19 protein-coding genes and 1 pseudogene are annotated in these 25,876 nt (G+C 55.5%); 6 read left to right on the forward strand and 14 right to left on the reverse strand.

Features of this window, described 5'->3' with window-relative positions; all coding sequences use genetic code 11:
• Positions 1-11 precede the first annotated feature (11 nt).
• Positions 12-461 (forward strand): SitI3 family protein, encoded by a 450-nt coding sequence (locus J2Z18_RS26355; protein WP_210095569.1) that lies wholly within the window; start codon positions 12-14, stop codon positions 459-461.
• 79 nt (positions 462-540) lie between these two features.
• Positions 541-2,613, forward strand: coding sequence for a serine hydrolase domain-containing protein (locus tag J2Z18_RS26360; protein WP_210095570.1), 2,073 nt, complete (start codon positions 541-543; stop codon positions 2,611-2,613).
• Positions 2,614-2,925: 312 nt separating this feature from the next.
• Here J2Z18_RS26360 and J2Z18_RS26365 read toward each other — a convergent pair whose 3' ends face one another.
• From J2Z18_RS26365 to J2Z18_RS26410, 10 genes are all read right to left on the reverse strand, one after another.
• Positions 2,926-5,406: a glycosyl hydrolase family 95 catalytic domain-containing protein gene (locus J2Z18_RS26365; RefSeq protein ID WP_210095571.1), complete on the reverse strand. Its 2,481-nt coding sequence runs from the start codon at positions 5,404-5,406 to the stop codon at positions 2,926-2,928.
• Positions 5,403-6,548, reverse strand: a complete 1,146-nt coding sequence (locus tag J2Z18_RS26370) for a glycoside hydrolase family 88/105 protein (RefSeq protein WP_007133145.1) — start codon at positions 6,546-6,548, stop codon at positions 5,403-5,405. Before J2Z18_RS26370 ends, J2Z18_RS26365 begins: the two co-directional genes overlap by 4 nt.
• Before the next feature lie 26 nt (positions 6,549-6,574).
• Positions 6,575-7,720: an oligogalacturonate lyase family protein gene (locus J2Z18_RS26375; RefSeq protein WP_007133146.1), complete on the reverse strand. Its 1,146-nt coding sequence runs from the start codon at positions 7,718-7,720 to the stop codon at positions 6,575-6,577.
• 67 nt (positions 7,721-7,787) lie between these two features.
• Positions 7,788-9,854: a glycoside hydrolase family 65 gene (locus J2Z18_RS26380; RefSeq protein WP_210095578.1), complete on the reverse strand. Its 2,067-nt coding sequence runs from the start codon at positions 9,852-9,854 to the stop codon at positions 7,788-7,790.
• A gap of 30 nt (positions 9,855-9,884) precedes the next feature.
• Entirely contained in the window at positions 9,885-12,158 is a 2,274-nt protein-coding gene (locus tag J2Z18_RS26385; protein WP_210095572.1) for an AraC family transcriptional regulator, read from the reverse strand.
• A 79-nt stretch (positions 12,159-12,237) separates the two neighbouring features.
• Positions 12,238-14,550: a glycoside hydrolase family 88/105 protein gene (locus tag J2Z18_RS26390; RefSeq protein ID WP_245256212.1), complete on the reverse strand. Its 2,313-nt coding sequence runs from the start codon at positions 14,548-14,550 to the stop codon at positions 12,238-12,240.
• The gene (locus tag J2Z18_RS26395; protein WP_210095573.1) at positions 14,547-15,845 is read right to left on the reverse strand and encodes a Gfo/Idh/MocA family protein; all 1,299 of its coding nucleotides are present in this window, start codon (positions 15,843-15,845) and stop codon (positions 14,547-14,549) included. Before J2Z18_RS26395 ends, J2Z18_RS26390 begins: the two co-directional genes overlap by 4 nt.
• 5 nt (positions 15,846-15,850) lie before the next feature.
• The gene (locus J2Z18_RS26400; RefSeq protein ID WP_210095574.1) at positions 15,851-17,395 is read right to left on the reverse strand and encodes an extracellular solute-binding protein; all 1,545 of its coding nucleotides are present in this window, start codon (positions 17,393-17,395) and stop codon (positions 15,851-15,853) included.
• A gap of 94 nt (positions 17,396-17,489) precedes the next feature.
• Positions 17,490-18,359: a carbohydrate ABC transporter permease gene (locus J2Z18_RS26405; protein ID WP_028406577.1), complete on the reverse strand. Its 870-nt coding sequence runs from the start codon at positions 18,357-18,359 to the stop codon at positions 17,490-17,492.
• Positions 18,359-19,327: an ABC transporter permease gene (locus J2Z18_RS26410; RefSeq protein WP_210095575.1), complete on the reverse strand. Its 969-nt coding sequence runs from the start codon at positions 19,325-19,327 to the stop codon at positions 18,359-18,361. Before J2Z18_RS26410 ends, J2Z18_RS26405 begins: the two co-directional genes overlap by 1 nt.
• Before the next feature lie 491 nt (positions 19,328-19,818).
• Between J2Z18_RS26410 and J2Z18_RS30955 the strand changes: the two are divergent.
• Positions 19,819-20,208, forward strand: a pseudogene (locus tag J2Z18_RS30955) (transposase); the annotation flags it as partial.
• A 370-nt stretch (positions 20,209-20,578) separates the two neighbouring features.
• Positions 20,579-21,856 carry a S1 family peptidase gene (locus tag J2Z18_RS26420; RefSeq protein ID WP_007133155.1) on the forward strand — a complete coding sequence of 426 codons (1,278 nt, stop codon included), beginning with the start codon at positions 20,579-20,581 and terminating at the stop codon, positions 21,854-21,856.
• A gap of 450 nt (positions 21,857-22,306) precedes the next feature.
• Here the strand turns inward: J2Z18_RS26420 and J2Z18_RS26425 are convergent, their stop codons facing one another.
• On the reverse strand, positions 22,307-22,774 hold the full coding sequence (locus J2Z18_RS26425; protein WP_007133157.1) for a hypothetical protein: 468 nt from the start codon (positions 22,772-22,774) through the stop codon (positions 22,307-22,309).
• Between the two features lie 295 nt (positions 22,775-23,069).
• Between J2Z18_RS26425 and J2Z18_RS26430 the strand changes: the two genes are divergently transcribed.
• Positions 23,070-23,255 (forward strand): hypothetical protein, encoded by a 186-nt coding sequence (locus tag J2Z18_RS26430; RefSeq protein WP_144872835.1) that lies wholly within the window; start codon positions 23,070-23,072, stop codon positions 23,253-23,255.
• A 189-nt stretch (positions 23,256-23,444) separates the two neighbouring features.
• On the forward strand, positions 23,445-23,696 hold the full coding sequence (locus tag J2Z18_RS26435; RefSeq protein ID WP_210095576.1) for a hypothetical protein: 252 nt from the start codon (positions 23,445-23,447) through the stop codon (positions 23,694-23,696).
• 150 nt (positions 23,697-23,846) lie between these two features.
• Here the strand turns inward: J2Z18_RS26435 and speB are convergent, their stop codons facing one another.
• From speB to J2Z18_RS30850, 3 genes are all read right to left on the reverse strand, one after another.
• Positions 23,847-24,713, reverse strand: a complete 867-nt coding sequence (speB, locus tag J2Z18_RS26440) for an agmatinase (RefSeq protein ID WP_028406699.1) — start codon at positions 24,711-24,713, stop codon at positions 23,847-23,849.
• Positions 24,714-24,730: 17 nt separating this feature from the next.
• Positions 24,731-25,558 (reverse strand): polyamine aminopropyltransferase, encoded by an 828-nt coding sequence (gene speE / locus J2Z18_RS26445; protein WP_077571076.1) that lies wholly within the window; start codon positions 25,556-25,558, stop codon positions 24,731-24,733.
• Positions 25,559-25,717: 159 nt separating this feature from the next.
• Complete coding sequence (locus J2Z18_RS30850) at positions 25,718-25,852, reverse strand: hypothetical protein (protein ID WP_280922117.1); 135 nt, start codon at positions 25,850-25,852, stop codon at positions 25,718-25,720.
• Positions 25,853-25,876: the final 24 nt, after the last annotated feature.

Genomic DNA, 25,876 nt, shown 5'->3' on the forward strand with positions numbered 1-25,876 from the left:
AGTGGATCTCGGTGTTTTACAATTTATATTTGGGAACAGGCTCATCGTTCGAGGAACTGAGCGCAACGCTTGTAACGCTGCATGCCGGTGAAGGGGACGTCATTCGAAATACGGCGGAGGAGCTTGTCATTTCATTCGACTGGGCAACCATGACGGCCAAAGAAGGCGGACAGGGACTGATATTCAAAAGCGAGGATTACGGCATGCCGCTCCGGTTCAGCCTGTGGTTCGACATCCTGCCGAATCAGCCGGACTGGGCGGAGAAGTTCATGGCGTTCACAGGGCGCCTGCTCAGCCGGATTGGAGGTGATTGCATTCTGGAGTCCAACGGGGACACCCCGATTCTGACAAGAACGGGGAGCCGCATCGTGGTCGACGATAAGAAGCTGAAGGGAACCGCCAAGTTTCCGTTTCACGCGCTGAAGCTCTCTTTTGTCGAGGGCGATTTGGAGAAGGTTTGAAATTTTTTTCGAAAAACATTGAACCATTCGGGCTGGTAAAACGTACTAAGTGATACATCAACCATAAGGAGGTTTATCATTGAAGAAACGACTTTCACGAATGTTGGCAGGTTTGCTCACGTTTACCCTGTTGGTCCCATCAGGCGTCATGGCTGCAAGCGGTGACCCGGCGGCCTCGGCCAAAGGACTTAAGGAGATCGCTGCGGAGAAAGCGGCGCTTCTTACCGAGCAGTACGGTACGATCAGCGTCCAATATGCCCTAATCGACAACGGAGAGATTAAAGCATCGGGCCAATCGGGCATGAACGATATAGAAGGAAAGATTCCGCTCACGAAGGATACGATGTACGGCATCGGGTCCACGAGCAAAGTGTTTACGACCGCAGCGGTGATGAAGCTGGTGGAGGCCGGAAAGATTAATCTAGATACGCCTTTGGTCCAGTACATACCCGAATTCAAAATGAAAGACGAGCGCTACAAGAAGATCACCCCGCGCATGCTGCTTAACCATTCCTCGGGCCTGCAAGGCTCCAGCCTTGGGAACGCCTTTTTGTTCGAGGATAACGACACCTACGCACACGACACGCTGCTTGAGCAGCTGTCCACCCAGACGTTAAAAGCAGATCCGGGCGCATTCTCCGTATATTGCAACGACGGCTTTACCTTGGCTGAAATTTTGGTGGAGCGCGTCAGCGGCAAAGATTTTACCGCATTCATTCATGAGCATTTTACGCAGCCGCTGGGGATGAACCATACCAAGACGTCGCAGGACGATTTGGATCTCGACCAAATGGCAGGCCTGTACTATCCGACATATCCGGAGCAGCTGCCGAATGAGACGGTCAACGTGATCGGAACCGGGGGCATCTACTCCACGGCGGAAGACCTCGTCAAGTTCGGCACCATCTTCACCGGCGAAGCCAAGGGTATTCTATCGGAAGCCTCCTTACGCGCTATGGAGCAGGAAGAGTACAAACGCGGCTTGTGGCCGGAGGATGCGGACAACTCGTTCGATTTCGGCCTCGGCTGGGACAGCGTGCGGCTGTATCCGTTTAACGACTACGGCATGAAGGCTCTGGTAAAGGGCGGCGATACGATCCTGTACCATGCTTCCCTCATCGTGCTTCCGGAGCAGGATATGGCTGCGGCTGTATTGTCATCCGGCGGCTCCAGCTCGACGAATCAGCTGCTGGCAACCCAGCTGCTGCTGCATGCTTTGAAGGAGAAGGGTACGATTAAAGAGTTCAAGCCCGACAAATCCTTCGGCAAGCCGGTGCAGGCCGAGCTGCCAAGCGACCTGCTGAAGTATGACGGCTATTACGGTGCTTCCAAGCAGCAAATCCGGGTGAAGCTGGATCCAAAAGGCGTCCTCAGCCTCTCGGTCCCGCAAGTGCCCAATTATCCTGAAGAAAAGTATATCTATACCAAGGATGGTGCCTTCGTCGATGAGGCCGGCACGATTAAAGCCAGCTTCGTCACGGAAGACAACGGCCGAACCTATCTCTGGGTAAGACAATATGCCACCGTTCCGGAGCTCGGACAGGTAGCGATTTCCCAATATCTTGCCGAAAAGCTGGATGAGAACAAGCTGACCCCTGACGTCGAGGCGGCCTGGAGCAAGCGGGAGGGCAAAACCTATTATCCGCTGAACGAAAAATACACGTCCATCGCCTACTTCATGACGAAGCCGACCATGCAAATTGCCCGCAATCCTGAGCTTAAAGGTTATGTGCTCGACATGGCAATCACCGATCGGGACCGGGCAACGACCAAGCACAACGTTCCGGGCACGGGCAGCCGGGATACGCTGGACATCGAGTTCACCAAAGAAAAGGGTGTCGAGTATTTCAACGCTTCCGGAACGCTGTATATGAGCGAGGACGGCATCAAATCCCTGTATAAGGGCAAGCGATCCACGGTGACCATTCAATCCGACGGATACGCCAAATGGTATACCGTTCCTAAAGGAGCGGCCGGCAAGACCCTTACCGTCACATTGCCTGCCGAAGGCGCATTTGCCGTCTATGACGAACTGGGAACGGTCCTGAACTACTCCCTTGTCAGCGGCTCAAACGAAGTTAAGCTGCCGGAGAACGGCACGATCGTGTTTGCCGGTGCCCCGGGCTCGGTATTCGGCGTTCAGTTGAAGTAAGCTTCCGATTGACAGCGTCTTGAATTTCCTGAACTTATCCGATTCTTTATTTCATGCATGAACGATAAGAGAGAGGTCTGTCGACGTACGCTCAAAGAAGACTGACCGCGTTTAGCGGAAGTTTTCCCTGCGATATCAGGCATTCGATCCTTCAAAGTTTATACTTGCTGGTATCTCAAAAAAGGCACCTTCGAACATTGGCCCAAGGCCGGGGTTCGAAAGGTGCCTTTCTTCGTTTACTGGTTATGCGGGGCAGGCGAAACCGGTCGGTTCGCCGAACCGGCGCTTCTTAGGGAGCCCGAGGCTCCCGCTTTACCGATCGGGACGGCACCGGAACGTGAGCCGAGCTCCAGGCCTCAGCCGTACGGCGAAGCAGCGGCGGCCCTGCTCCGACGGCTGAACATCCCCTTCTCCGGAGAATGAGCATGCCCCGGCCCATTCCGGCAAGGAAACGACGGTATCGGTCTGGCGCTCGGCGTGAAGCTCGGCCTGCAGCCATCCGGTATCGGCATCCCACTCGGCGGCTATCTGCCCCGTATGGAATCTCCAACCGGCGTACCGGCCCCTGCGCCAGCGCTGAGGAAGGGCTGGAAGCAGTCGAACCATACGCGATGATACCTGCAGCAGCATTTCCTGCACCGCATGAACCCATCCCATATTCGCATCGAGCTGAACAGGGGCAGCAGGCATATCCATGCAAATCCCCATGCCTCTCCAATCGTTATGGAGCGTAAACAGATTTGGCAGCAAACAGGAGCGCGCCAGCATATCCAGACATTCCAGCGCATGATCCCCATCGCCAAGCCGGGCGTAGATGGAAGCCATATGGGCCAGCGACCAGCCGCTTTGCGCCTCGATGCGGCGCAGCCGCACCGCGTTCTCGCAGGCGCTGAACAGCTCCGGTGACGATTCCCGGGTAATTTTATGACCGGGAAACAGCGGGTAGATATGCGAAAGATGCCGATGCTCATAGCGATCGTCGAAGGCGGGATCCAGCCACTCCGCCAAGGCGCCGTCACGGTTCGTCCGATAGGGAGGAATTTTTGCCAGCATCCGTTCGTATTCGGCTTGTTCCATTTCCGGAACGCCGATCGCTCTGCCCGCTTCGATGAGATGGGTAAGCAATTCCTTCAGAATGGCTATGTCCATCGTTGCATTCACCGTCGTCGGCATGGGGTGAGCCAGCTGTCTGCCGTCTTCGGGCATAAAATTGCGCGGCGTATTCTCCGGTGAAACCGAAGGATACAGCTTGAGGAAACCGTCCTCGCCTTCCGTCGCAAAATCGGCATGGAATTGCCAGGCCTCCTGCATAAACGGCAGCGCCTCCTCCTGAAGAAACCGGGTATCCCCCGTGTACAGAAAGTGCTCGTAGAAATGCCGGGACAGCCATCCAGCAGCCCCGGTCCAGTTCAAGATAACGGGCACGATCTGACTGGGCAAGCCGATCCCGGGCGTGGTACCTGCCGGAATGTAAATCCCTCTGCAGCCGTACAGCTTGCGGGCATTCTCGCGGAAATCCTCCATCAGGCCGCCGTAATAACGGAATAAAGGCTTGACCAGTTCAGACAATCCGCCGACATTGGCATGCCAGTGCATCATCTGGATGTTTTCGTTTGCCATATGATGGCACCAGACCAGACGGTAGTCACCGCCCCATAGGCCGTATAACCCGAACGGACCCGATTCCGCCCCCGTCCCGCTGATGAACAGATACCGGCCATACGCCCACATTTTGCGGGCCAGCGCGGCAGGGGCTTCGCCCTCATAGGCTTCCAGCAGCAGCTCTTCGTTCGAGCGACCGTCATCGGAGGCTCCGTCCAGCTCCAAGGCCGCGGAATGGAACAACGGCCCATGCAGCTCGGCATGCCGCTGAAGGAGCCGTTCATATTCGCATGCATCCAGAAGAGCGGCAAGCTCCTGCTCGAGCCGCTTCCACTGGTCTTCACGCCGCCCTCCGACAAATACCTTTACAAGAACCAGCGCCTTTCGCATCGCTTCAAACCTGATCGTCGTCCCTTCCTTGCCGGTATGGACGCGCCCGTCCTCGCAGATGATCCGCAGCACGGCCCCGAAGTCTTCCCCGTCATCGTTGCGGGCGGCATATCGGATATAGCAGCCTTCGGCTTGAATGGTTACCGAATCGGCCAGCTCCTTAAATTCGGGGGAATCCCCCCAGCGGTCGCTCGGATAGAGTATCAGTCCAATCTCGCCGGATACGGTGCGGAGCTTCCCTCCTCCATCCCCGGGATCGCCTTCTCGCTCGGCTCGTGCACCGGAAGGGGAGCTATCTTCCCATACAGGCTCACCGGGGCGGATGTCGTAAACGACGACCGAATCCGCGCGGGAAACGAACAGCCGCCGGGCATATCGGGCCGCACCATCGGACCACCGGACGGATACTTCCCCTGTCTCCATGTCGAGCGTACGCCGGTATTCCCGGAATGCCCGGCTTCCGGGCATCCGCAGCTGGATCGCCGCCAGCGGAAACCGGGAGGCAAGCTTGGTGCCGTATCCCCGCTCCCGCAATGCATTCGCCAGCTTCCAGCTGGCTTCGTCATAATGTCCTTCATCCATAAGCCTTCGCGTTTCCGGCAGTGCAGAACTGACATCCGGCAGCGGGTCCTTCCGTCCCCAATGCCATAATCCTTCATGGTTCAGCAGCACCGTCTCCTCCTGAACCCCGCCGAAGACGGAGGCCCCGATGGTGCCGTTCCCGGATGGCAGCGCCTCGCGCCACATATTTCGCCACCAGGATGCCGGATATCGCAAAGTCAGCAGATTCCCGGCACTCATTGAGGATGACCGCCTTCCCCTTCCGCCTGCAGTCTCTCCATTTCCATACTGGCAAGCAGGAGCGGAGCGACGCCCATTAACGAGTCGCTGACAACCTGCTCGCTTATATAGTACGCATACGAGCCGTCACGGTATTTGCGCCCGCCAAGTCCTGCGCCGTGGCAAATGCCGTGAAGATGGACGCCCTCCCCGTCCACGGTAACGAAATGCTTCTTAATGCCTTCATAGGCGCGTTCCACGACCTCCCGGTCGATTTCGGCCAAATACTTGAGGCGAATGCCCTTCGCCAAAGCGTAGGTCAGCATGCAGGAACCGGAAGCTTCCAGATAGTTGCCCTGCCGGCCGTTGCAGTCCATGACCTGATACCACAAACCGCTTGCCTGATCCTGAACCCGTACAATGGCATTGGCCATCCGCTCGAAAATGCCCATCAGCTGCCCGCGCTGCGGATGCCGGACCGGGAAGAACTCCAGGGCATCCACAAGCGCCATGGCATACCACCCCATGGCGCGTCCCCAGACGTGCCGCGAGCGCCCGGTCTCCTTATCGCACCAGCGCTGCTCCCGGCTCTCGTCATAGGCATGATGCAGCAGCCCCGTCTCCGGATTGCGCGTCCGCCGCTCGATAAGCAGCAGCTGCCGGGCAGCCTCGTCGAACCAATCCGGCTCCCCGAACGCAGCCGCATACTCCGCCATGAACGGCGAGGACATATAAAGACCGTCCAGCCACATCTGAAACGGATAAATCTTTTTGTGCCAAAAACCGCCCTCATCCGTCCGCGGCTGCCCGATCAGCTGGGACACAAGCAGCTCGGCCGCTTGGCGGTACCTGGCTTCTCCCGTGGTCCGCCACAGGCGAAGCAGATTTTTGCCTTTGTTGATATGATCCAGATTGTATTCCTCAAGCGTATATCCCGCGATTGAGCCATCATCCCGGATAAAGACATCCATATGGCGCTTGACCGCCTCATGAAACCGCTGCTCTCCTGTCCAATCGCCGAGCCTTCCAAGCGCGGTTAGAGCCATCCCGGCCACATATCCCCACTTGTTGGCGATGCCCGGGTGATACCCGTCCACGCAGGCGGACAGGATCGTGTCGCCGATGCGGATCGGCATCCGTTCCACAACCGTTGCTTCTGCCAAGGTAAAATCACTCCTCCCTCTTCATTTCAGACCGAGAACGGGGGCAGCATATCGAACTGCTCGGGCATATCAACCAAATACAGGTTGGCGTAGCCGTTTTTGTCGCTTGTGAACAGCAGCCGTCTGCCCTCCGGATCAAAGCGCGGATGCGCATGCACCTTCTGGGAGTGAAAGCTGCACCGCAGCTCGCACAGCATGCTCGGCCCCTGATATATCCCGCTGGCGTCCTTGCGCCACACCGAGAGCGTGCGGACCGCCCCCTTGCCGTCGACGACGGCCTGCCCGAGGCCATCGGCATACGCATGCCACGTATCAAAGCCGAATTCCGTCTCCTCCATCGCCGTATTGCCATACCGGATGCTGCCGAAAAAATTCGTGCCGTCTACGCGAAAGCCGTGATACCCGATCGTTACGCCGTCCGGATAAAAGAACTCATGGCCTACTTTCTCTCCCGGCTCGAGGCGCTCCCGGATTTTCCAAACCTCTCTGCTTCGCAGATCCAGCCCCCATATGCGATGGTCCACCTCATGCCAGGGGCCTTCGTGGCAGAACGTCATCAGCCACGGCTCCACCGGCGAAGCGTTGATATGGGTGATGAAGTTATGCTCTTCATACAGCGTCTCCGGCTGCGTCCTCCCTTTCGCATCCAGCCGGATGATCCGGCTGTGGGGCTGAGCCTGCATCAACTCGCGGTGGCCGACGTAGCCATTGCCCAGATCTAGCTGCATCCGGTCCGACAGATCTTCCTGGATGCACGTAACCACCGACCGGCCGTCAGCCGGGCAGCTTAAATTGCCGATCGTGTAGCCCTGAGGCGCCTCATATAGCTCCACTTCCTCCAGCGTTGCAAGATCGAGCCGGCGTACGCTTCGGCCCATTCGGACGAATGCCGCGGTCCCGTCCGGCAGCAGACAAGCATCGAGCTCATCATTGTCCGGATAATCGGTCAACTGCAGCATCTCGCCGCTCTCCACCTCCATGCTGTACAGGTTGGCGCTGTTTCCGCGGTCCGATACGAACAGCAGCCGCCGTCCCCCGTCATACCATCCGTTTTCCGTAAAATACAAATGGTGGCTGTGTGCCTTGTAGTCGGTCAGCTGTGCGACCTCAACTCCCGTCAACCGGTCCCGGTATTGCCTCCGTTCCGGTTTCCATACCGTTCCTTTTGCCATAATGCCTCCCTCCAGTCCAGCGTTTTCCCCATCCTTCGAACCAGGGTTCATCCAATGCTACACAATGCTACAACCACGGCTTCAATCCTTCCCACTGTACATTCCAGCCGCTGGACGGAAATCCGGGTGCGCCCGGGTCCTCCTGCCCCTCCCAGCCGCAGGCCATCATGGCAACCGCCGCAAGCAGCCCGCCATTGCCAGGCAGGTATGCGGACAAGCCGGGACGCTGATAATTGTGCCCATTCGGCAAATACGTGTTCTTCACTTCGTCCATCAAGAGAAAATCGACGGCCAGATCGCGCTCCCCAAGCCTGGCCGCCGTCATGGCACATACCGGAAAGTCCCATCCCCATGCCGTCTCCCACTGCCACACGTCCTTCACCTTCTTCAGCGTACGGCGCATCGTTTCCCGGTCGATCAGTCTGCCCGGAAGCACGCCCAGCGCACACAGCATGGACGGATGATCATGATTCTTCGCCGTAAACGTGTCTGGGGCCAGCGCATGAGCCAAATAGACGCCATCCTTCTGCGGCGGCGATGCCATCCTGCCTGCTACCTCCGCCCAGCGCGGATTCGGCCGGATCCCCATGCGGCTGGCCCACTTCACGGCAATATGAAGGCCATATCTCCAATATTCCAGCTCATACGGCGGGTTGACGCTGCCGTCCATAGGGTGGCATTCCTGCGCAGGAATGAGCGGCGGACCGAGATCGAAAGCGCCGGTCTCCTCATTCCAATGGGCATAGGACACCATAAAGTCAGCCGATTCGAACACGATGTCGCGGAGTGTTCGCAGTGTCGCCGTTGTCGGCTCCGCCTTATAGCACAGCTCCGCCATCGCGATCGGATGCGGCTGCTGCCAGATCAGGCCGGGAGCGACGGGCGACGGACAGGGATAGCCGTCAAAGCCCACCATCTTCGGCCAGCGGGCTCCCTCATAGCCTTGCATCCTGGCCAGCTCGCGGGCGATCGGCAGGATGCGGTCGTACCAGTCCATGCTGCGCCGCAGAATCGAAGCCCGGCCCCATAACGCAAAATGTGCCGCATGCCACCAGTGCATCTCCAGATGCGCTTTGCCGAACCAGCTGTTGTACATAAGGCCGGTTTCCTGCGGCGGCATGGAGCCGCCGCTGTGAACGGCGCACAGCCATTGCGACAAGACCACCCGCCGCTCCAGCTCAAAGGCGCGCGGATCGGAGCTGCCCTCAAAGCTGATTGCCCCCCCGCTCTGCCAGAAGGCTTCCCAGTGACGGGCGCTGGCTGCCGTTATGTCTTCCACCTCGGCGGCAGCGGGCGTACCCGGAGCAAATCCGACGGAGAACGCCAGCTCATCGACATGCGTTTCGCCCGTTCCTTCCGGATGCAGCGTAAACTCATGCTGCCCCGTCTGCTCGAGCCGCCCCCCGCTCCACTGCCACCGGACGGCATAACGGTCCTCATCCATCGTTCGTTCGATCCAGGCCGCCCCATCCTCCTGCCGGAGCAGAACCGTTTCATGGCGATGGTCATTCGCCCAGTCGAGCTTCACGGACTTGGACCAGGAGGCGTTCGTCATATCCGGTGCGGGAAAGCGGATAAATACCTGCAGCTGCCCTTTGCCAACAAGCGGCGAGACGACTTTCACGCCCAGCATATCCGCATCAGGATGGCAAACCGTAGTCACGTCGACAGGCACCCCGCGAACGGTAAAGCGGCTAGACAGGACCCCGGTCCAGAGGTCGAGCTTTTGCCGAAATCCGCCCGCATGACCGTAATCAAGCTCCTCTCCCGACTCATCCAAAAATCGGAAGGCCAGGCGGCCGAGATGAAGGCGATGGGGATTTTGCCTCAGCCATTGATATGCCCCCTCCCGATCCCCGGGCTTCATCGGGTAACCGACCTGGCGGCCATGTGTGTCAAACGGTTGTAGCGCGGCATCCTTCCAATCGAATCGGCGGCGTCCCCCCGTAAAGTGCCAGCCCCAGTTCGATTGGGTCCCGAGCGGCACCTCGTATTGCTCGGGAAACGTCTGCAGCCCGGTAAGGTCGGCGGTAAACGCGAATTCCCCATTGCCGACCGACAGCGGCGATAATGGATTCAGCCTGTCGAACTCCGGATGATGTCGCTGTACAATCTGCTTTCTCTCCATCTCCATGCTCTCCTTCCATGCTGTGGACATGCCCTGTTATTCGTATAAGGCGTCCATTCGGGTTCTCATCATATCCCGGTACTTTCCCGGGGTGATATCCTTGAATTTGCGGAAGCTCCGGATGAAGCTGTTCTCGTGCTGATAACCGACCATCAGGGCGATATCGGATATTTTCCGGTCGGTCTTGACCAGCAGCTCCCCGGCGCGTTCCATCCGCAGCCGGGTTAAGTAGTTGTAAATCGTTTCATTGGTCTCCTGCTTGAACAGCTGGCTGGCCAAGCTGCTGCTGATGCCGATGGAGTCGGCGATTTCCGGAATGCCGATCGGCTCTCCGAGATGCTGCTCCATGTATTCCATCATCCGCTGGCACAGGATAAAATCCTTGCTTCCGATCAAGCGTCGGTAGCGTTCGGACAATGCGTTGATCAAGCCCGTCAGCTCCGCTTCGATGTCCTCGATATACATCGTGGCGAGCCGACCGGCCGATTCTGCCTCGGCTCCTTCCCCGCCCGGGCAGAGTCCCTGCAAGCGTTCCAATAAAGACTGCAGCGCGGCAAGCGCTTCCGTCGGATACCAATATCGACTGCGGATATTGCCGGCAATACGCTCCAGCAGGGCCACCGCTTTTTCCCCTTCCCCGCTCTCCACGGCGGCCAGCAATTCCCGTATTCCGTCTTCCGGCGCTTGCGTGTCGGTTACCTCATGGGCGGATACGTCCTGGAACGGCACGAGCTGGCCATAGCCTCTGTATAAGCGGTAGGTTAACGCATTCTCCGCCTCCAGCATGGCCTGCTTCAATTTGCAGACATCGCTTTGCGGCGTGCTCATGCCCGCAGATACGCTGAACTTCAGCAGCCGGGACACCGTTTCGATCGCCTCAGCCAGTGGCGGACGTCCTTCGGCCATCTGAGGCTGAAGGAGAATCGCCATTCGGTCTGCCCCGAAATCGGCGCAGGCGACCCGCCATTTCGGCTCATGCAGCTCGGCTATGATATTGGCCAAGGCGAACTTGAGCAAGGAATGATCGCTTGCCGGGAACCGGCGCGACCACGAGTCGTAACGGTCAATCGACAGCACGGCTACCGTCACCGGAGCATCGGTCCATTCGGCAAAATAACGGGACCACTTCTCCCTGATTTCACGCCGTCCGCTCATATGCCCCGAGTGGATATCGTGTAAAAACTTGGACGCCGCATCCGGGATCGTCTCCCGAACCAATTGGGACAGATGGGCATGGTTGCTCAGCAGCTCGCCCGCAAGCTTCTCCAGATCGATGCGGTCCGGGCTGGACGTCTTCCCTTCGTAGGCGCTAAACAACTGCTTCAGCCGCCGCACCGGCCGGAATGCAGCCGAGTTCACGTACAGGATCGTCAGCGCTCCCAGTGCCAGGGCAGCTACAGAGACGGACAGCACGGTGTCGCGCACCTTCTTGGACTGGGCCAGCAAACTGTCCTGCGACACGATGGAGACATATTTCCAGCCGGTGAGCGGTGATTCGATCTGGTTCACCAGCAGCTTCTGCCCTTCATGAACAAAGTCGCCGAAGCGGTCCTCCTTCAGCTCGTTCAGCGCCTGGGTCACGGCATCCGGCTTAAACTCCGAGTTGGAGACCGAGTACAGCACACGACCCTGCTGATCCACGATATACCGCATGCTGTCCACTTGCGAAAGCGCGGGCGGGTTAAGCTTGGCAAACAGCTCCGTTTCCCGCAAATTCACCGCTACGATGCCTCGAAATTTGCCCTGAATCATGATCTTTCGGAACAGCGTCAGCTCAGAGCCCTTGTTCCCCGCCCCCTCGGGAACATGCCGCTTGCGGATCGTCATCATATCGTCACCGAATTCATCCGCGATGCTGGTCCACTCGGAGTCCACGAAGGTCAGCCTGCTGGAGCTGTAGCCTTGAGGCAGCGAAACGAAGCTGCCCCGCTCGATGTCATAAACGTATATGCTGTTGATGTATTCCGAATTGTTGATCCAGGTGGACAGGAGCCGGTACAAGGTGGAAATATTGGAGACCGAATTCTGGTTCTCGCTCGTCAGGAAATGGTAGACATGCTCGTTCACGGCGACCTGGACCGCGATTTTGTCGCTCTCCCGGATCGAGTCGTCGATGAATTTCATGCTGATCTGCAGCATTTGATGCTGCGGCTCGCTCAGCTCCTCCTGCAGCACCGATTTGGAGGTGTAATAGGAGGTCAGGCTGACGGCCAAAATGATCAAGAATACGGATACGGTCAAAATGAGCACCAGTCGGGCCTGCGTCTGGGCCAGCGAATATTTGAGCCACTTACCGATCGTTTGGAACATATCCATCCCCGCTTTACTACCAGTTTGGTTCCATTATAGCTTACGCTCCGCTCCTGCCGTCATTAGGGATTAAGCGTTTTCATTTCCTCTTGTTTCCGCTCCCCTTTTTAAACTTATAGTGGACCTGCGTCCCCCCCGGACTACCACCGGTCTCGCCGGGCACCGTTGATGCCTTCAGCTGTGGGTCGTCTTCCGGTTCCCGTGCTGTATGACGCATCAGCTGAAGAAGTTCGACGCCGGCGAGAAGCACAATGCCGATGCCGTGCGTGTCGTTCACATTCCACGACAGGTCGTGTTTGTAATACGAGTGGGAGTTGGACCAGCTGCTCCCCTTGCATACGCCGAATACATTGCCTTGGCCGTCAATCGCCCGGGCGGTCAGGCCCTTCCACCCCGAGACGGCCGCCTGCGCGTAAAGCTGTGTCGACCGAAGCCAGCCTCGCCGAACACCCCGGGCCATGCCAAAGATGAACATTGCGGTGCACGACGCTTCCTCATAGGATTCGGGATCGGTAAGCACTTGGTGCCACAGCCCGTTTGCGCCCTGAACCCGTCGGTACCCTTCCGCCAGCTCACGGTAGAACTGCAGAAGAGGCTCGTAGTCGGGATGGCCGGTCGGAAGCACGGCGAGCAGCTCGGCCAGCGAGAAGAATACCCATCCGTTTCCCCTCCCCCATACCGTACGGGAAGGCTGGCCCTGCCGTACGTCATAGACATGCGACATCAGCTGCAAATCCGGCATATACAAGTAAGACTTATATAGCAGCAGCTGCTTTGCCGCTTCGTCCAAATAGCGGGAGTCGCCGGCCAGCTCCGCATACCGGCATAGAAACGGCACGCTCATGTACATATCGTCGCACCACATCGTCAGGTCCATGCTGCGGGAAACGCCGACCTCCCGGTAGAGGGCGCCGTCCGGCAGCCGGGATTGAACGGTCATGATATACCGGGCGATATCGTCAGCGGCCCGGCAAGCCCCTTTCAGCGGCCGAAGGCGGTCGGCGAGGATGGCGAGCGCGCCGAAGGAGCCGCAATCGTCCAGACTGTCGATATCGGACAGCTGATTGTTCAGCCCGGCTGCGCCGAACCGTTCCCGGTCCCATAACGAGTACTCGTAATGGGAGGTAGCGAACTCGACATGCCGCAGAACGTAATGCTCAAGATCAGAGCGATGCAGCGTTTTGCTCGTTTCAAGCAGGCCGTACAGCGTGACGCCCAGCGGATAATTCCATCGGCCAAACAGCTCGTTCTCCAGAAACGGCCGGATGCATGCGCCCGGCTCGCCTCCCGTCCAGAACAGCTTCTCCCCGCCCGGCTGAGCGAGGGTATCCATGCCAAAATACTCGGATATCTCAAGCTCCGCATCCGCACGGAATGGGCCGAGATACAGCCATTCTCCCTTGAGGCCGTGCACCTTGCGGGGCGCGCACAGCATCCCGGCTGGGGAGACCTCATCGATTCGAAATCCCCATCCGTCCGGACCGCATTCGCACCGGGCCGTCAGCTCTCCGCGTCCTGCGAGGGCATCGAGCATGAAGCAGAAGCTTCCGGCCTCGGGATAGAAGCCGGCTTCCCGGCCGTTCCATTCAAACCGCACCGGTCCGTAGGCGGTTCCGGACACCAGGACCTTCGCCGGGGCCAAGCTGCGGTTAACGACAGCCGCCCAGGCATATGCGGCATATCCCGGCTTGTCGCCATACATGACGGACATGGGGCCTTTCGGGCTGCCAGCGTCGGCTCTCTCATCATGCTCCGCTCGAGCAGGAAGCCAGTCCGTTCCCGTGAACGACTCACTCTCCACGACACCGGGGATGACCGGAAGCGGACCGGAGAGCGGCCGCGTCACAATCCAGCCTTCCTCTCCATCCCTCTCCGTTGACGGGGCCAGAAAGCAATACGGTTTGTTTTTGCGGTTGCTCGTGCCGAATACACCTCCGGCTCCCCCGGGTCCAGGGCGGAATTCCAGGACGAAGTGGTTCCACCCTTCGGTGAGCTGGATCCCGATTCTGACTGGCGTGTCCGGATCCGCCGCCTCGCCCTGCGCGGAGCCGAACCGCTTTCTGCCGTTATGATACAGCCGTACCGGTCCGTCGCTCTGGATCAGGAAGGGAAAGGTGTGCCCTTCCCGGACCCACAGCTTCCCCCAGGCATAAACCACCTGATCTTCCGTCATCTCCGGAAACATGTCCCCGATCGGAAATACGTAAGCGTGATCCCCCCGCTTGCGAATCGGCCCGCTGCGGCTAACCCGGTACACCGGAGGGTGAGGAGGATGATCCCCTACATATCGCTGGGCGATGACCGTAAGAGCATGCTCAATCGAGCTTCCCTCCGTCTGGTAGGCCAAGCCCTCCGCCGGATCGAAATATTCGCTGCTATCCTGTTTGCTCATGCTTTTGTCAGCTCTCCTTTCCAACCTGCAAGCACGTCCTGGATCGCCACCGGCTTCCCTTCCTTGGCCGAGCGCCACACCGCTTCCCCTGTTGCAACCGAATACGCACCGTCCGCTGCCCCCGATAAGACGGAATAGGGCCTGGATCGATCCTCACCCAGGAACAGATCGTTCAAAAGCAGCGGATCGCCTCCTCCATGCCCGCCTTCCCGATGCACCACATGGATCGTTTCTTTGGATCCGAACAACGGGAAATAATCGATGGTCTGGACCGGCGTAGGGAACGGGGTCCTGGACGGAGCATGGTATTCGGTCGTCTCCAGGCGGCCCTTCGTGCCGTTTATCGCCAGGCGGTAGCCTTCGTACGGCAGCGAGAAGTTGACGGAATAACTGAGCAACGCGCCCCCGTTGTATCGGATAGCGGCCGCATACGTATCCTCGATGTCAATCTCGGAGTCGAAGATGCACTGGTCCGGGCGGTAACCCGTGTAAGGAAATTGCCGCCCTTCCGCCGCAAGGAGACCGAGGTGATCATCCTTCACATGGCGCGCATTCCAGCGCGTGTAGTAGGCACAGCGGCTTGCTGCCGTGCAGGTGCCGCAATGGCGGCCGTCCACCCGCTCCGGGTTAAGCTCGCCTTCGGAGCCGTAATAATGAAGCGCCCCGTAAGCGAAAGCTTCAATCGGCCGCTGATTGATCCACCAGCCGACGAGGTCGAAATGATGGGTGCTCTTGTGGATGGAGAGGCCGCCGGAAAGCTCGCGCCGGCGGTTCCATCTTTTGAAATAGCTTGCTCCATGATACGTATCCAGGTACCAGTTCAAATCCACGGAAGTAATGCGGCCAAGCCGGCCCTCCCATACCATTTCCTTGATCTTGTCGTGAACGGGAGCATAACGATAATTGAACGTGACGGTTACGTTGCCTTTGCTTGCCCTTTCCGCTTCCAGCACCCGCCGGGCGTCCGCCCCGGTCGTGACCATCGGTTTCTCCGTGATGACATCCCGATCGTGCTCCAGCGCGGCGACGATATAACGCGCATGCGTATCATCCCGACCCGCTACGATCACGACGTCCGGCTTCGTCTCCTCGATCATGCGGTCGAACTCCTCTTCGCCGTAAACAGCAGTGGCGGAATGCTCCGGAAAACGTGTGCGGAACAGCTCAAAACGCTCCGGGTCTGTGTCGAGCAGCGCCACCAGCTCGCACCGCGGGGCATACGTCGTCAAGATCGGCTTCGCAAACATCCCAAGCGCCCGTCCGCTTACCCCACATATCGCATATTTCTTCTTCATTAGCATCACATCCTCGAATACCATTCCTCAACCCGCTTGGTGACTTCTTCCCCTCCGGACGTATACCAACGATCCACGAATTCATCGAACTTCTCCAGCGGCCACTCGCCGATGACAATCTTGGTCAAGTATTCCTGGAACAGCTTATGGGATTGAATATCGGGATATCCCTCGTACACGGTGCTCGGCAGCCCGTCGCCGGCTATCCGCTTCGCGTCGGCGGTGCTTACCTCGAAAATGTCCTTTACCATCTGCTGCATGTCTTCCGGGATCGTCTCCTGAATCCGGATGTTCATGTCCTCCTCGGTCGTCAGGTTGCGCATGCCGAGGGCGAGCGGCCGGCTGTCCTCTGGCGGGAGCAGCACTTTTTTGCCGTCCACGACCTCATGCTGCATTCCTTCGATCCCGAACCGGATAAACTCGTCGTTGGAACGGTCATAGAAGAAATCCAGCAGCTTCAGCGCTGCAGGGGCGTTGGCTTCGGCTTTAGTCGGAATAATCCATTCCGGCTCGCCCATGCTTTTTTGCGTGACATATCCCTCATAGCCCTCCGCTTTCGGAAGCGGCATGCCGACGACATACGCATCCGGGGCTTTCTGCTGAATCGCCGTAAAGCGGTCGCGCAGGTTCGCCGGAAGATGGTACCAGCTGCCGACCAGGTTATTGTTGATTTTGGCGGTCCATACATCGCCCTTGTTCAGGAACGTCTCGTTATCGAGCAGCTTCTCGGCATACAGCTCGCGGATGAACCCGATCGCCGCCTTCATGTTGTCCGTGACGCCGGCATATTGGATCTTCCCGTCATACACGTCCCATTCCGGACTGCCCTCCCACATGGCTACGCCATACATCGCGAACAAATGGTCCATCCATTTGCCGAATTCCCGGCCAGACGTCGGCAGCTCATCCCTTACGCCGTTGCCGTTCGGATCCTGCTCCAGGAACGCGGCCAGCACCTGCTTGTATTCCTCCGTGGTGGTTGGCATCGGCATGCCGACCTTGTCGAGCCAATCCTGGCGGATCATCGGCGCACGCTCAGGCACGAGGAACACCTTCGGCACATAGTAGATTTTTCCGTCCGGCGAAGCCGATCGCACGACATCCCACGCTTCCTGCGGAATGTTCTTCCACACGTTCGGCGCATACTGCGGCAGCAAATCGTCCAGCGCAAGCGCGCCCCCTTGCCGGATCAACGTCTGCTCGATGCCGCCGATCGGCCGCAAAATATCCGGAAGATCATCGGAGGCGATCATCAGATTCAAAAATTCCGTCGGCTCCGAGCCCGGCGGGGTCGTAACCAGCTCATATTGGACCCCGGTGCGCTCGGCCACGTACTGGACATGCGGATTGTCCGGGCCCGGAATCGTGCCGACCCCCATGTGGCTTTTGAACACCTTGACCTTCGTTACCTCATTTCCCCCTTCGCTGTCCGGGCCGCCTGCATCGGTTCCGGAGCCTCCCGGGCTGCCGCAGCCCGCCAGCAGTCCTGCCGCCAGCACAACCGCGAGCGCAGGCTTCCCGAACCATTTGCGGAAATACCATTTCGCCATGTGTAAATCCTCCCCTTTTGAATGGTTGTTATATCAAATCGGTCCTAGAACCGATTTCATATCGAAGATCTGCCCGGCCTATTATCTGCCCGGCCTATTCCTTTAGTGAGCCAAGCATTGAGCCTTTGACGAAATATTTTTGCAGATACGGATACACCAGAATGATCGGAATCGTCGCAAATAAGATTGTAGCCGCTTTCAAAGTTGTCGTGTTAAAATCGAAGTCGCCCAAAAACATATTGACGGCGGCCAGCTCCTCCGGGGATTGCAGATACGCCCGAAGCTTCATCTGAAGCGGCCATTTCTCCGGATCGCGGATGAACAGCACGGCCCGGGAGAAGGTATTCCAGTAACCGACTGCATAAAACAGGCTCACCGTCGCCACGACCGGTTTGGATAAGGGCAGGTAGATGCGGAACAGAATGCCGAAATCGCTGCACCCGTCCATTCTCGCTGAATCGTCCAATTCACCGGGAATGCCCATGAAAAAGGTTCGAATGATGATCATATTGAATGTGCCGATCAGGCCCGGCAGGATCAGGGCCCACAACGAGTTCATCATGCCGAGCTCGCGAACGGTCAGGAAGAACGGGATCATCGGCGCGTTGAAAATCATCGTCAGCACGATGCCGAGCATAACCGGCTTGCGCAGCAGAAACTCGCGGCGGGACAGCGGATAGGCCGTCATGACCGAGAACAGCATGCTGAGGAGCGTCCCGACGACCGTAATATATACGGTGATGCCGAAGGATGTCCATAGACCTTGGTTTTTCAAGATATGCTCCCATGAAGCGGTCGTAAATTCCACAGGCAGCAGAAACACTTCCTTGGAATCGGCGGCAACCGGTGAGCTGAACGATACGGCCAGCAGCTGCACCAGCGGGAACAGCATCGTCGCCGCGGCGGCGATCAGAAATACATAATTCAACGTCTGAAACACTTTTTCTCCGAATGTCGCTTTCATCACCACAACCCCTGATCCGTTTTTCTGGCCAACCGGTTAAAAATCCACAACAAGATAAACCCGATGACGGACTGGAACAAGCCGATTGCCGTCGTCATGCTGTACTGACCTTGAAGCACGCCTGCGCGGTAGACATACGTTTCGATGATATCCCCGACCGAATAGGTCATCGGCGTCAGCAAATTGAAGATCTGGTCAAAGCCGAGCTCGAGGAAATTGCCGATCTGCAGCAGGAACAGCACCAGTATCGTCGGGAACATCGTGGGCAGCGTAATATGGATCGTTTGCTTCCATCGGCCCGCTCCGTCCATGACGGCCGCTTCATATAAATTCGGATTGATGCCGGCGATAGCCGCCAAATAAATGATCGTGCCCCAGCCGACCTCTTTCCAGATCGACGACAGGACGACGATGGTCCGGAAATAACCTGCCTCCTGCATGAACAGGATCGGCTCGTAACCGAGCCAGCCGCGAACCGCGTTCACCACGCCTTGACTGGATAGCAGCTCGAATACGATTCCGCCCACAACGACCCATGACAGGAAGTGAGGGAGATAGAACAGACTCTGTACCACCCGTTTGGCCACCATAAGCCGGATTTCATTAAACAGCAGGGCCAGCAGGATCGGCGCCGGAAATCCGAACAGCAGCTGATATAAAGCGATGACGGCTGTATTGCGCAGCACATTGTAGAAATCCTGATAAGTAAAAATAAATCCGAAATTATCCAGCCCTACCCAAGGGCTTCCCCAAATGCCCTTAAAAATCTGATAGTCCTGAAAGGCGATGACGCTCCCCGCCAGCGGCACATACTTGAATACGACGTAGAACAAGATGCCGGGGAGAATCATGAGATACAGCATCCAGTGCTTGCGCATGTTCGCAATGTACCGGTTGCGGGATATTCCGCTCGCCTTGAGAGGCAGCGGCGCGCCATCCTGTTTCAGTTCGGTTGACCGGGTTGCCATCGTGATTAAACCTCCCTTCGCTTTGAGCATGTCAATGTATCGCCAATCATAACGTCCACCGCGCAAACCGAACAACGGTTCAATCCGACACGCAATGAGCAGATCGAGGAAACCCCGCCGGAGATCCGCATAGACTGCGGCAGTTCCAGGTTCATAAAATTGATCCGGCGAACAAATGAAGGAAGTACCGGAAAAAGAGGATTTGTTGATGCGCTGGAGGATCGGTTGGTTGGCGATTCTCCCCTTTCAAAACCGGTTGGCCGTGACCGTACATATGCAATGAACCAGCAAGCCTCCTCCGCCAGCCGATAGGCTGAGATGGAGGAGGCTTGCTGGTTCAAAAAAACGCTGCCGTGTTGGAACACGGCAGCATTACGGGCACGGGCGATCCTCTGACCTACTATTAATATGTGGTGATGTTATCTATCTGAGCCTAAATTTCGAAAGCAAACATTTGAACTGCTTGGCGAGCATCCAATCGTCTAGCTTGATTCGACAAGGGTTTTGGTGGCGAAGACTTCTACAGCCTGCTCGAGAGCCGGAAGATCGGCTATGCCGGCAAAATGAAATGGACAAAGCGGCTGGAGCAGGAAGTTCAGAAATGTCGCTACTGGAAGCGCTACGATGATTGGATCATCGAAGGCATCACGCTGATCTACAAAGCAACGTCCTGGAAGAAAACGCGCCGGGTGGCAATCATCAGCAAGGTCCAAGTATTCGATGACGGGCAAAGCCGACTGGTCTTCGACAGCGACTGGCAATACGAAGCAATCGTCACGAATTCGGAATGGGAGCCGATTGATTTGTGACGCTTTTACAATCAGCGCTGCTACTTTGAAAACTACATCAAAGAAGCCAAGAACGGATTCTCGCCGAGTCGCTCAGTTGAAATGATCCTTTCACAATCTTACATGGAAATCGCAATGCCCCTTCATTGGGATGGGGAAGGGCTCCTTCATGATTGTAATCGTAACGATATCACTGGGGAATCTACTGTGATTTTACATTAAGAAGGCCCTTTGATTCCTACGCTAACCTTGCTGCTATGGGCTTTCGAAATTCAGGATGATATTTTTATTTTTCCAAAAATTTATTTTTTAGAAAAAATCCAAATATTAGGTAACTAGTGTACAAAAACTGGCGTTTATACATATAACACACCAAGATAACAATCAAAAGAGAATTATAGAAAGGGAGGGTAGGAAGGTATTTACGCTGTTTTATAATTAAAAGTAAAAGGAGAATTTCTGGATGAAAAAAATATTCTTACCAATTATTCTAACTGTGGGTCTCATCTTCCAATCTGCTGTAGTATTTGCAGAGGGCGGGGAAACAGTGTCCTATGATGAATATCAAGCCGAAACAGTCTTACCATTGGATGCACAACAAGAACTTCAACTTGAGTTTGAAAAGAAATATCTAGACTCCGTCTTTGACATCATTGCTAAACACTTTGGAGATCCCGAAAATTTTAATCCTTACGGAGAGATATATATTGAAAATGATAAGTTCCCACATTTCGTTATTGCTGTTGCTAAGGATAGTGTAAAGGTTAGTAGTTTTATTGAAGAGATTAAAAAAATATTACCGGGTGATTTACTTGAAGTGCAACGTGTCAGTTATTCAAAGGAAGACCTCATAAATATACAAGGAGATATTTTACAGCGAGTTCAATCGGGCAGTATAGCAATTCCTCGAGGAATATCAACCGATGTAAGTACAAAGAAACAGAAGGTCATTATCAGTGTCCCCGAGGGTGTGAATCTAGAAAAGAGTTATATGGTTAATCTGAATGAGGAGTATAACGGTCTTATTGAATTTGATGAAAGACCAGAAAACATACCTTATAAACTAAGAACTGATGCATTTACGGAAATGGGCGGGGGGATATCAATTAAGGGTACTTGCAGCACTGCAGGAATAGCGACCAAAGATACGAGAGAGTTCATTGTCACGGCGGGACATTGCATAAGAGATATAGGTTCTACTGTGTATCAAGGCGGAACATCTATAGGAACTCAACACTTATCTGGTTATAAGGATAACGGTACAGATGTCGGTCTTGTGCTGCTTACAAATAAGAATAAAAAATACGGAAATAAGTATTATTATAATCCCGTCGCGAATGCTGAATACGACAAAAGCTATACTCAAACAAGTACAGCGTTAGTCGGACAACTTATCTGTAAATCAGGAATGTCTACAAATGTTACTTGTGCAAATGTACAATCTACAAGTGGAAGTGTGGATTACAAAGAAGGTACAACTTATTTTACATTTACCAATATGATTACAATATATAAACAAGGTGGAGGGTACAGTAAGGGCGGTGATAGCGGAGCTATTGTTTTTAGCGCACAAAACAGCAATCATATTATAGGTGTTCATTCTGGAGGAAATATAGAAACCGATACAATGCCAAGCGGAACCTGGGGATATACATCCAAAATAATACCATCTCTGGTTAATGTCGGAGCGGTTACAATGTATACTAGCAGTACAGTCAAAACGGTAGACCCCAATAATTAGAAGATGTTAGTGATCTATCTTTAGACATAAAAAATCTGACGCCTGGATCGAGATGGTCATACCCCTAAAAAATTAAGTAGCCAGCGCGTGCCGAAACCCAAACAGCACGCGCTGTTTGAGTTTCGCCTGAAAACGAATACAGACGTTATCCATGCAGGTTGCTTTGCGAGAGTGGCTGCCTTTGACGCTGGCTTCTCATCGTGTGTTGTATGCCTGAGACGCGTATTGAAAGCCTTGGTTCGAATGGAGCACGGCCTCAAACACGTCTCTTTTTGGTGTCCATTGCTCACCCGTATACAGCACCAACTTTACATCATTGCGCTTGGACACTTGCCATACCACAATTCCGTTGTAAATAAGATACCGGATAAAGGACAAGTAGTAAACCGATAAATACGTAACTTCGGTCACAGGCTTCATGCTGGGGGCTGTCGCATGAAACTGAAGATGTTATCTATTTGAGTATTCCTTTTCTAATCGATCTATCAACTGATTTAAAGTTTGTGTTTTAGTGGTGGGGTCGAGCATATAAGTATGCCGTGTTGTTGTATCTTTAAAATAGATTCCATTTCCGCCAAATAACAATATCTGGGTATCTGTATTGTTCATATGAATAATTAATTTACGGTATAAGTCATCTGTAACGTTTCCAACATTAGTAGAACTATCATTTAAGATTTGGGTTAATTCTTTTATGTCATCCTTCTTTTGAAATTCACCCGACACATGGTTCCTCTCAAAATTAAAAATGCTAACACTTGAAATGTCCTCAGCATTCAATTGGAAAATTAACGGTTTAGTCGGTGTGTTATCAGGTAGTTCTTGTTCTGTTTTTTTTGAAGTGTTGCTATTACATGAAATAAGAAGAGATGCACTCAGCAGTAACAGAATAAGGAGTGCGTTTTTTTTGTTTTTCATAATTAACAGCTCCTTTTACAATAAAAAATTGCAATTATATATAACAACGTTAATAATCCTTCAGAGTTGCATAATATTGAGAATTTTTTCCGTTCGAGTTTCTTACCCAAAATCTTCTCTGCTTTCTTCATGACAATCATAAACCAATGCAGCAGGCAACCTAGAGCTGAAAGCCTGCTTGGAATATTTTGAATAAGTCTGTCCACTTCTTCATTAGGCTCAACGCTAGCATCGACAAGATCCTCTAACGCAAGCAAGCCTCCTCCGCCAGCCAATCGGCTGAGATGGAGGGGGCTTGCTTGTTCAAAAAAACGCTGCCGCGTTGGAACACGGCAGCATTACGGGCACGGGCGGCACGCAGGCGCTGCCACGGACGCGTCCTGCCGGGCGGCCCGACGCGGAGCCCGGAACGCCTTCTAGGCCAGGCGCTCGAGGCGCTCCCGTCAGGGATGCTCCGAGAGTGGCGGGCCGCCTCTCCTAGCGTCCGACGCCGACAGCCGAAGGCTAAGGCTGCGGAGGTCGCTTGGAGCCACTCCCGGCCGGGTTGCAAAGCCCCGGCAGCTCCTCGGCCCCCCGAGGCTACCCCGACAGGGGTGCTGACACGAGGGGGCCTCTCGCACGCGAACAAGCAAGCCTCCTCCGCCAGCCGACAGGCTGAGATGGAGGAGGCTTGCTTGTTCAAAAAAACGCTGCCGCGTTGGAACACGGCAGCATTACGGGCACGGGCGGCACACAGGCGCAGCCACGGACGCGTCCTGCCGGGCGGCCGGACGCGGAGCCCGGAACGCCTTCCAGGCCAGGCGCTCGAGGCGCTCCCGTCTGGATGCTCCGAGAGCGGCGGGCCGCCTCTCCTAGCGTCCGACGCCGACAGCCGAAGGCTAAGGCTGCCCAGGCAGCCTCACAACCATCCAGAAGGCCCTGAGGGCGGTCCGCAAGGGAGCCCGAGAAGGGCCGTGCACACGCACCAGCCCCGCTCCAATCCTGCACCCTACCTAACTCGGCGCCAACAAGTTTCGGGTGTCCAGAGGGCAGCGCCCTCGGGGCCCTCCCTAGTAGGGAGGGTTTGGGAGGGTCAAACGAACCCTAGCAGCATTTCGCGAATCAGCTTCGCCGCCACGATCTGCGTCTGTTCCGTCGGATCATAAATCGGCGCCACTTCCACCAGATCGCAGCCGACGACGTTGACGTCGGATCTAGCGATCAGGTGCACGGCTTCCAGCAGCTCCTTCGAGGTAATGCCGCCGGCTTCCGCGGTACCGGTGCCCGGTGCGGCCGAAGGGTCAAGCACGTCGATGTCGATCGTCACGTATACCGGACGGTTACCCATAGACGGCAGGGCTTCCTTCAATGGAGCCGCCACGTCAAACGGATAGAAATTAATGTTCTCGCGTCCGTATTGGAATTCCTCGCGAGAGCCGGAACGAATCCCGAACTGGTAAATGTTGCTGCCGCCCATCAGCTCGGCCGCTTTGCGGACCGGCGTCGAGTGGGATAACGGCTCGCCTTCGTACTGCTCGCGCAGGTCGGCATGCGCATCGATATGAATCAGAATCAGATCCGGATACTTCGCGTAAACCTTCTGAATGATCGGCCAGGACACAAGATGCTCTCCGCCAAGACCGATCGGGAATTTCCCATCATCCAGCAGCTTGCCGACATAGTCGCCGATCACGTCAAGGCTGCGGGCGGCATTGCCGAACGGCAGCATCAGGTCGCCGGCATCGAAATAGGTCATGTCCTCAATGCTTTTATCCAAATACGGGCTGTACTCCTCCAGGCCGACCGAGGCCTGACGGATACGGGCCGGGCCGAAGCGGGAACCGGGACGGTAGCTGACCGTAAAATCCATCGGCATGCCGTAAATGACCGCCTTGGATCCGGCGTAATCCTCGGAGCTCAAAATAAACACGTTGCCGGAGTAACCTTGATCAAGTTTCATCAGTTGCCGCGGCCTCCTTATTTCACCAGATCTTCGACGAACTTAGGCAGCACGAACGCTGCCTTGTGAAGGCGTGGCGAATAGTATTTCGTATCCATCTCCGCGATTTGGGACTCGTCCACTTCAAGCGGATCATACGTCTTGCTGCCCATCGTGAAGGTCCATAAGCCGCTTGGATACGTAGGAATGTTCGCGCCGTAGACACGGACAATCGGGAAGATTTCTTTTACGTCCTTGCTGACCTTTTGGATCAGATCGGCTTTAAACCAAGGGTTGTCCGTCTGTGCCACAAAAATGCCGTCATCCTTGAGCGCCTCATAGATGCCTTGGTAGAAGCCGCGCTCAAACAATGGAGCAGCCGGGCCTACAGGCTCGGTGGAGTCCACCATAATAACGTCGTATTCGTTCTTGTGCTCCAAAATATGCATATATCCATCATTCACCAGCACTTCTACCTTCGGATCGTCGAGCTTGCCGGCAATCTCAGGCAGGTACTGCTTCGAATATTCGATAACTTTGCCGTCGATTTCAACCAGAACGGCCTTCTCAACGCCAGGGTGCTTGATCACTTCGCGAATGACACCGCCGTCTCCGCCGCCGACGACCAGAACCTTCTTCGGATTTGGGTGGGTGTTTAGCGCAGGGTGAGCGACCATCTCATGATAGACGAATTCGTCCTTAATCGTAGTCATGACCATGCCGTCCAGGACGAGCATACGTCCAAATTCCTCGGTATCGATCATATCCAGCTGTTGAAACTCCGTCTTCTCATGCACAAACGTTTCCCGGATTTTCGCCGTGATGCCGAAAGTCGGGGTTTGCTTCTCCGTAAACCATAATTCCATCGTCTCTACCTTCTTTCCGCTAGAATAATGTTCAGCCGTCCAGATCCAAGCCGTAAAACTTTATTCGGGGCAGATGCCTTGAGCTTACAGTTTCACACTTTTTCTATTGTACCAAACAAATTGTATTATATTAAATCAAGCCCAAAATGCAACCAAAACTTAGGACGCGGTAAGCACAAGGAAGGTTCTGCCGCCCCGTCCATGAATATCCTGCCCTTCCCCGCCCCATACTGTATAGAAAAGGTAATCATCAAGCGGCTTTTGTCCGGCAGGTCCGCCCTTGATGGAGAACACCGACTTACACCTGGAGAAGGAAGG

The sequence above is a fragment of the Paenibacillus lactis genome (genome assembly GCF_017873605.1).
GTDB lineage: Bacteria > Bacillota > Bacilli > Paenibacillales > Paenibacillaceae > Paenibacillus_AQ > Paenibacillus_AQ lactis.

What these genes read in the sequence shown, in the direction of transcription:
- J2Z18_RS26365 (WP_210095571.1), bottom strand. Translation starts at nt 5,406, where the DNA reads ATGAGTGCCGGGAATCTGCTGACTTTGCGATATCCGGCATCCTGGTGG.
- J2Z18_RS26375 (WP_007133146.1), bottom strand. Translation starts at nt 7,720, where the DNA reads ATGGCAAAAGGAACGGTATGGAAACCGGAACGGAGGCAATACCGGGAC.
- J2Z18_RS26380 (WP_210095578.1), bottom strand. Translation starts at nt 9,854, where the DNA reads ATGGAGATGGAGAGAAAGCAGATTGTACAGCGACATCATCCGGAGTTC.
- J2Z18_RS26385 (WP_210095572.1), bottom strand. Translation starts at nt 12,158, where the DNA reads ATGTTCCAAACGATCGGTAAGTGGCTCAAATATTCGCTGGCCCAGACG.
- J2Z18_RS26390 (WP_245256212.1), bottom strand. Translation starts at nt 14,550, where the DNA reads ATGAGCAAACAGGATAGCAGCGAATATTTCGATCCGGCGGAGGGCTTG.
- J2Z18_RS26395 (WP_210095573.1), bottom strand. Translation starts at nt 15,845, where the DNA reads ATGAAGAAGAAATATGCGATATGTGGGGTAAGCGGACGGGCGCTTGGG.
- J2Z18_RS26400 (WP_210095574.1), bottom strand. Translation starts at nt 17,395, where the DNA reads ATGGCGAAATGGTATTTCCGCAAATGGTTCGGGAAGCCTGCGCTCGCG.
- J2Z18_RS26405 (WP_028406577.1), bottom strand. Translation starts at nt 18,359, where the DNA reads ATGAAAGCGACATTCGGAGAAAAAGTGTTTCAGACGTTGAATTATGTA.
- J2Z18_RS26410 (WP_210095575.1), bottom strand. Translation starts at nt 19,327, where the DNA reads ATGGCAACCCGGTCAACCGAACTGAAACAGGATGGCGCGCCGCTGCCT.
- J2Z18_RS26420 (WP_007133155.1), top strand. Translation starts at nt 20,579, where the DNA reads ATGAAAAAAATATTCTTACCAATTATTCTAACTGTGGGTCTCATCTTC.
- J2Z18_RS26425 (WP_007133157.1), bottom strand. Translation starts at nt 22,774, where the DNA reads ATGAAAAACAAAAAAAACGCACTCCTTATTCTGTTACTGCTGAGTGCA.
- speB (WP_028406699.1), bottom strand. Translation starts at nt 24,713, where the DNA reads ATGAAACTTGATCAAGGTTACTCCGGCAACGTGTTTATTTTGAGCTCC.
- speE (WP_077571076.1), bottom strand. Translation starts at nt 25,558, where the DNA reads ATGGAATTATGGTTTACGGAGAAGCAAACCCCGACTTTCGGCATCACG.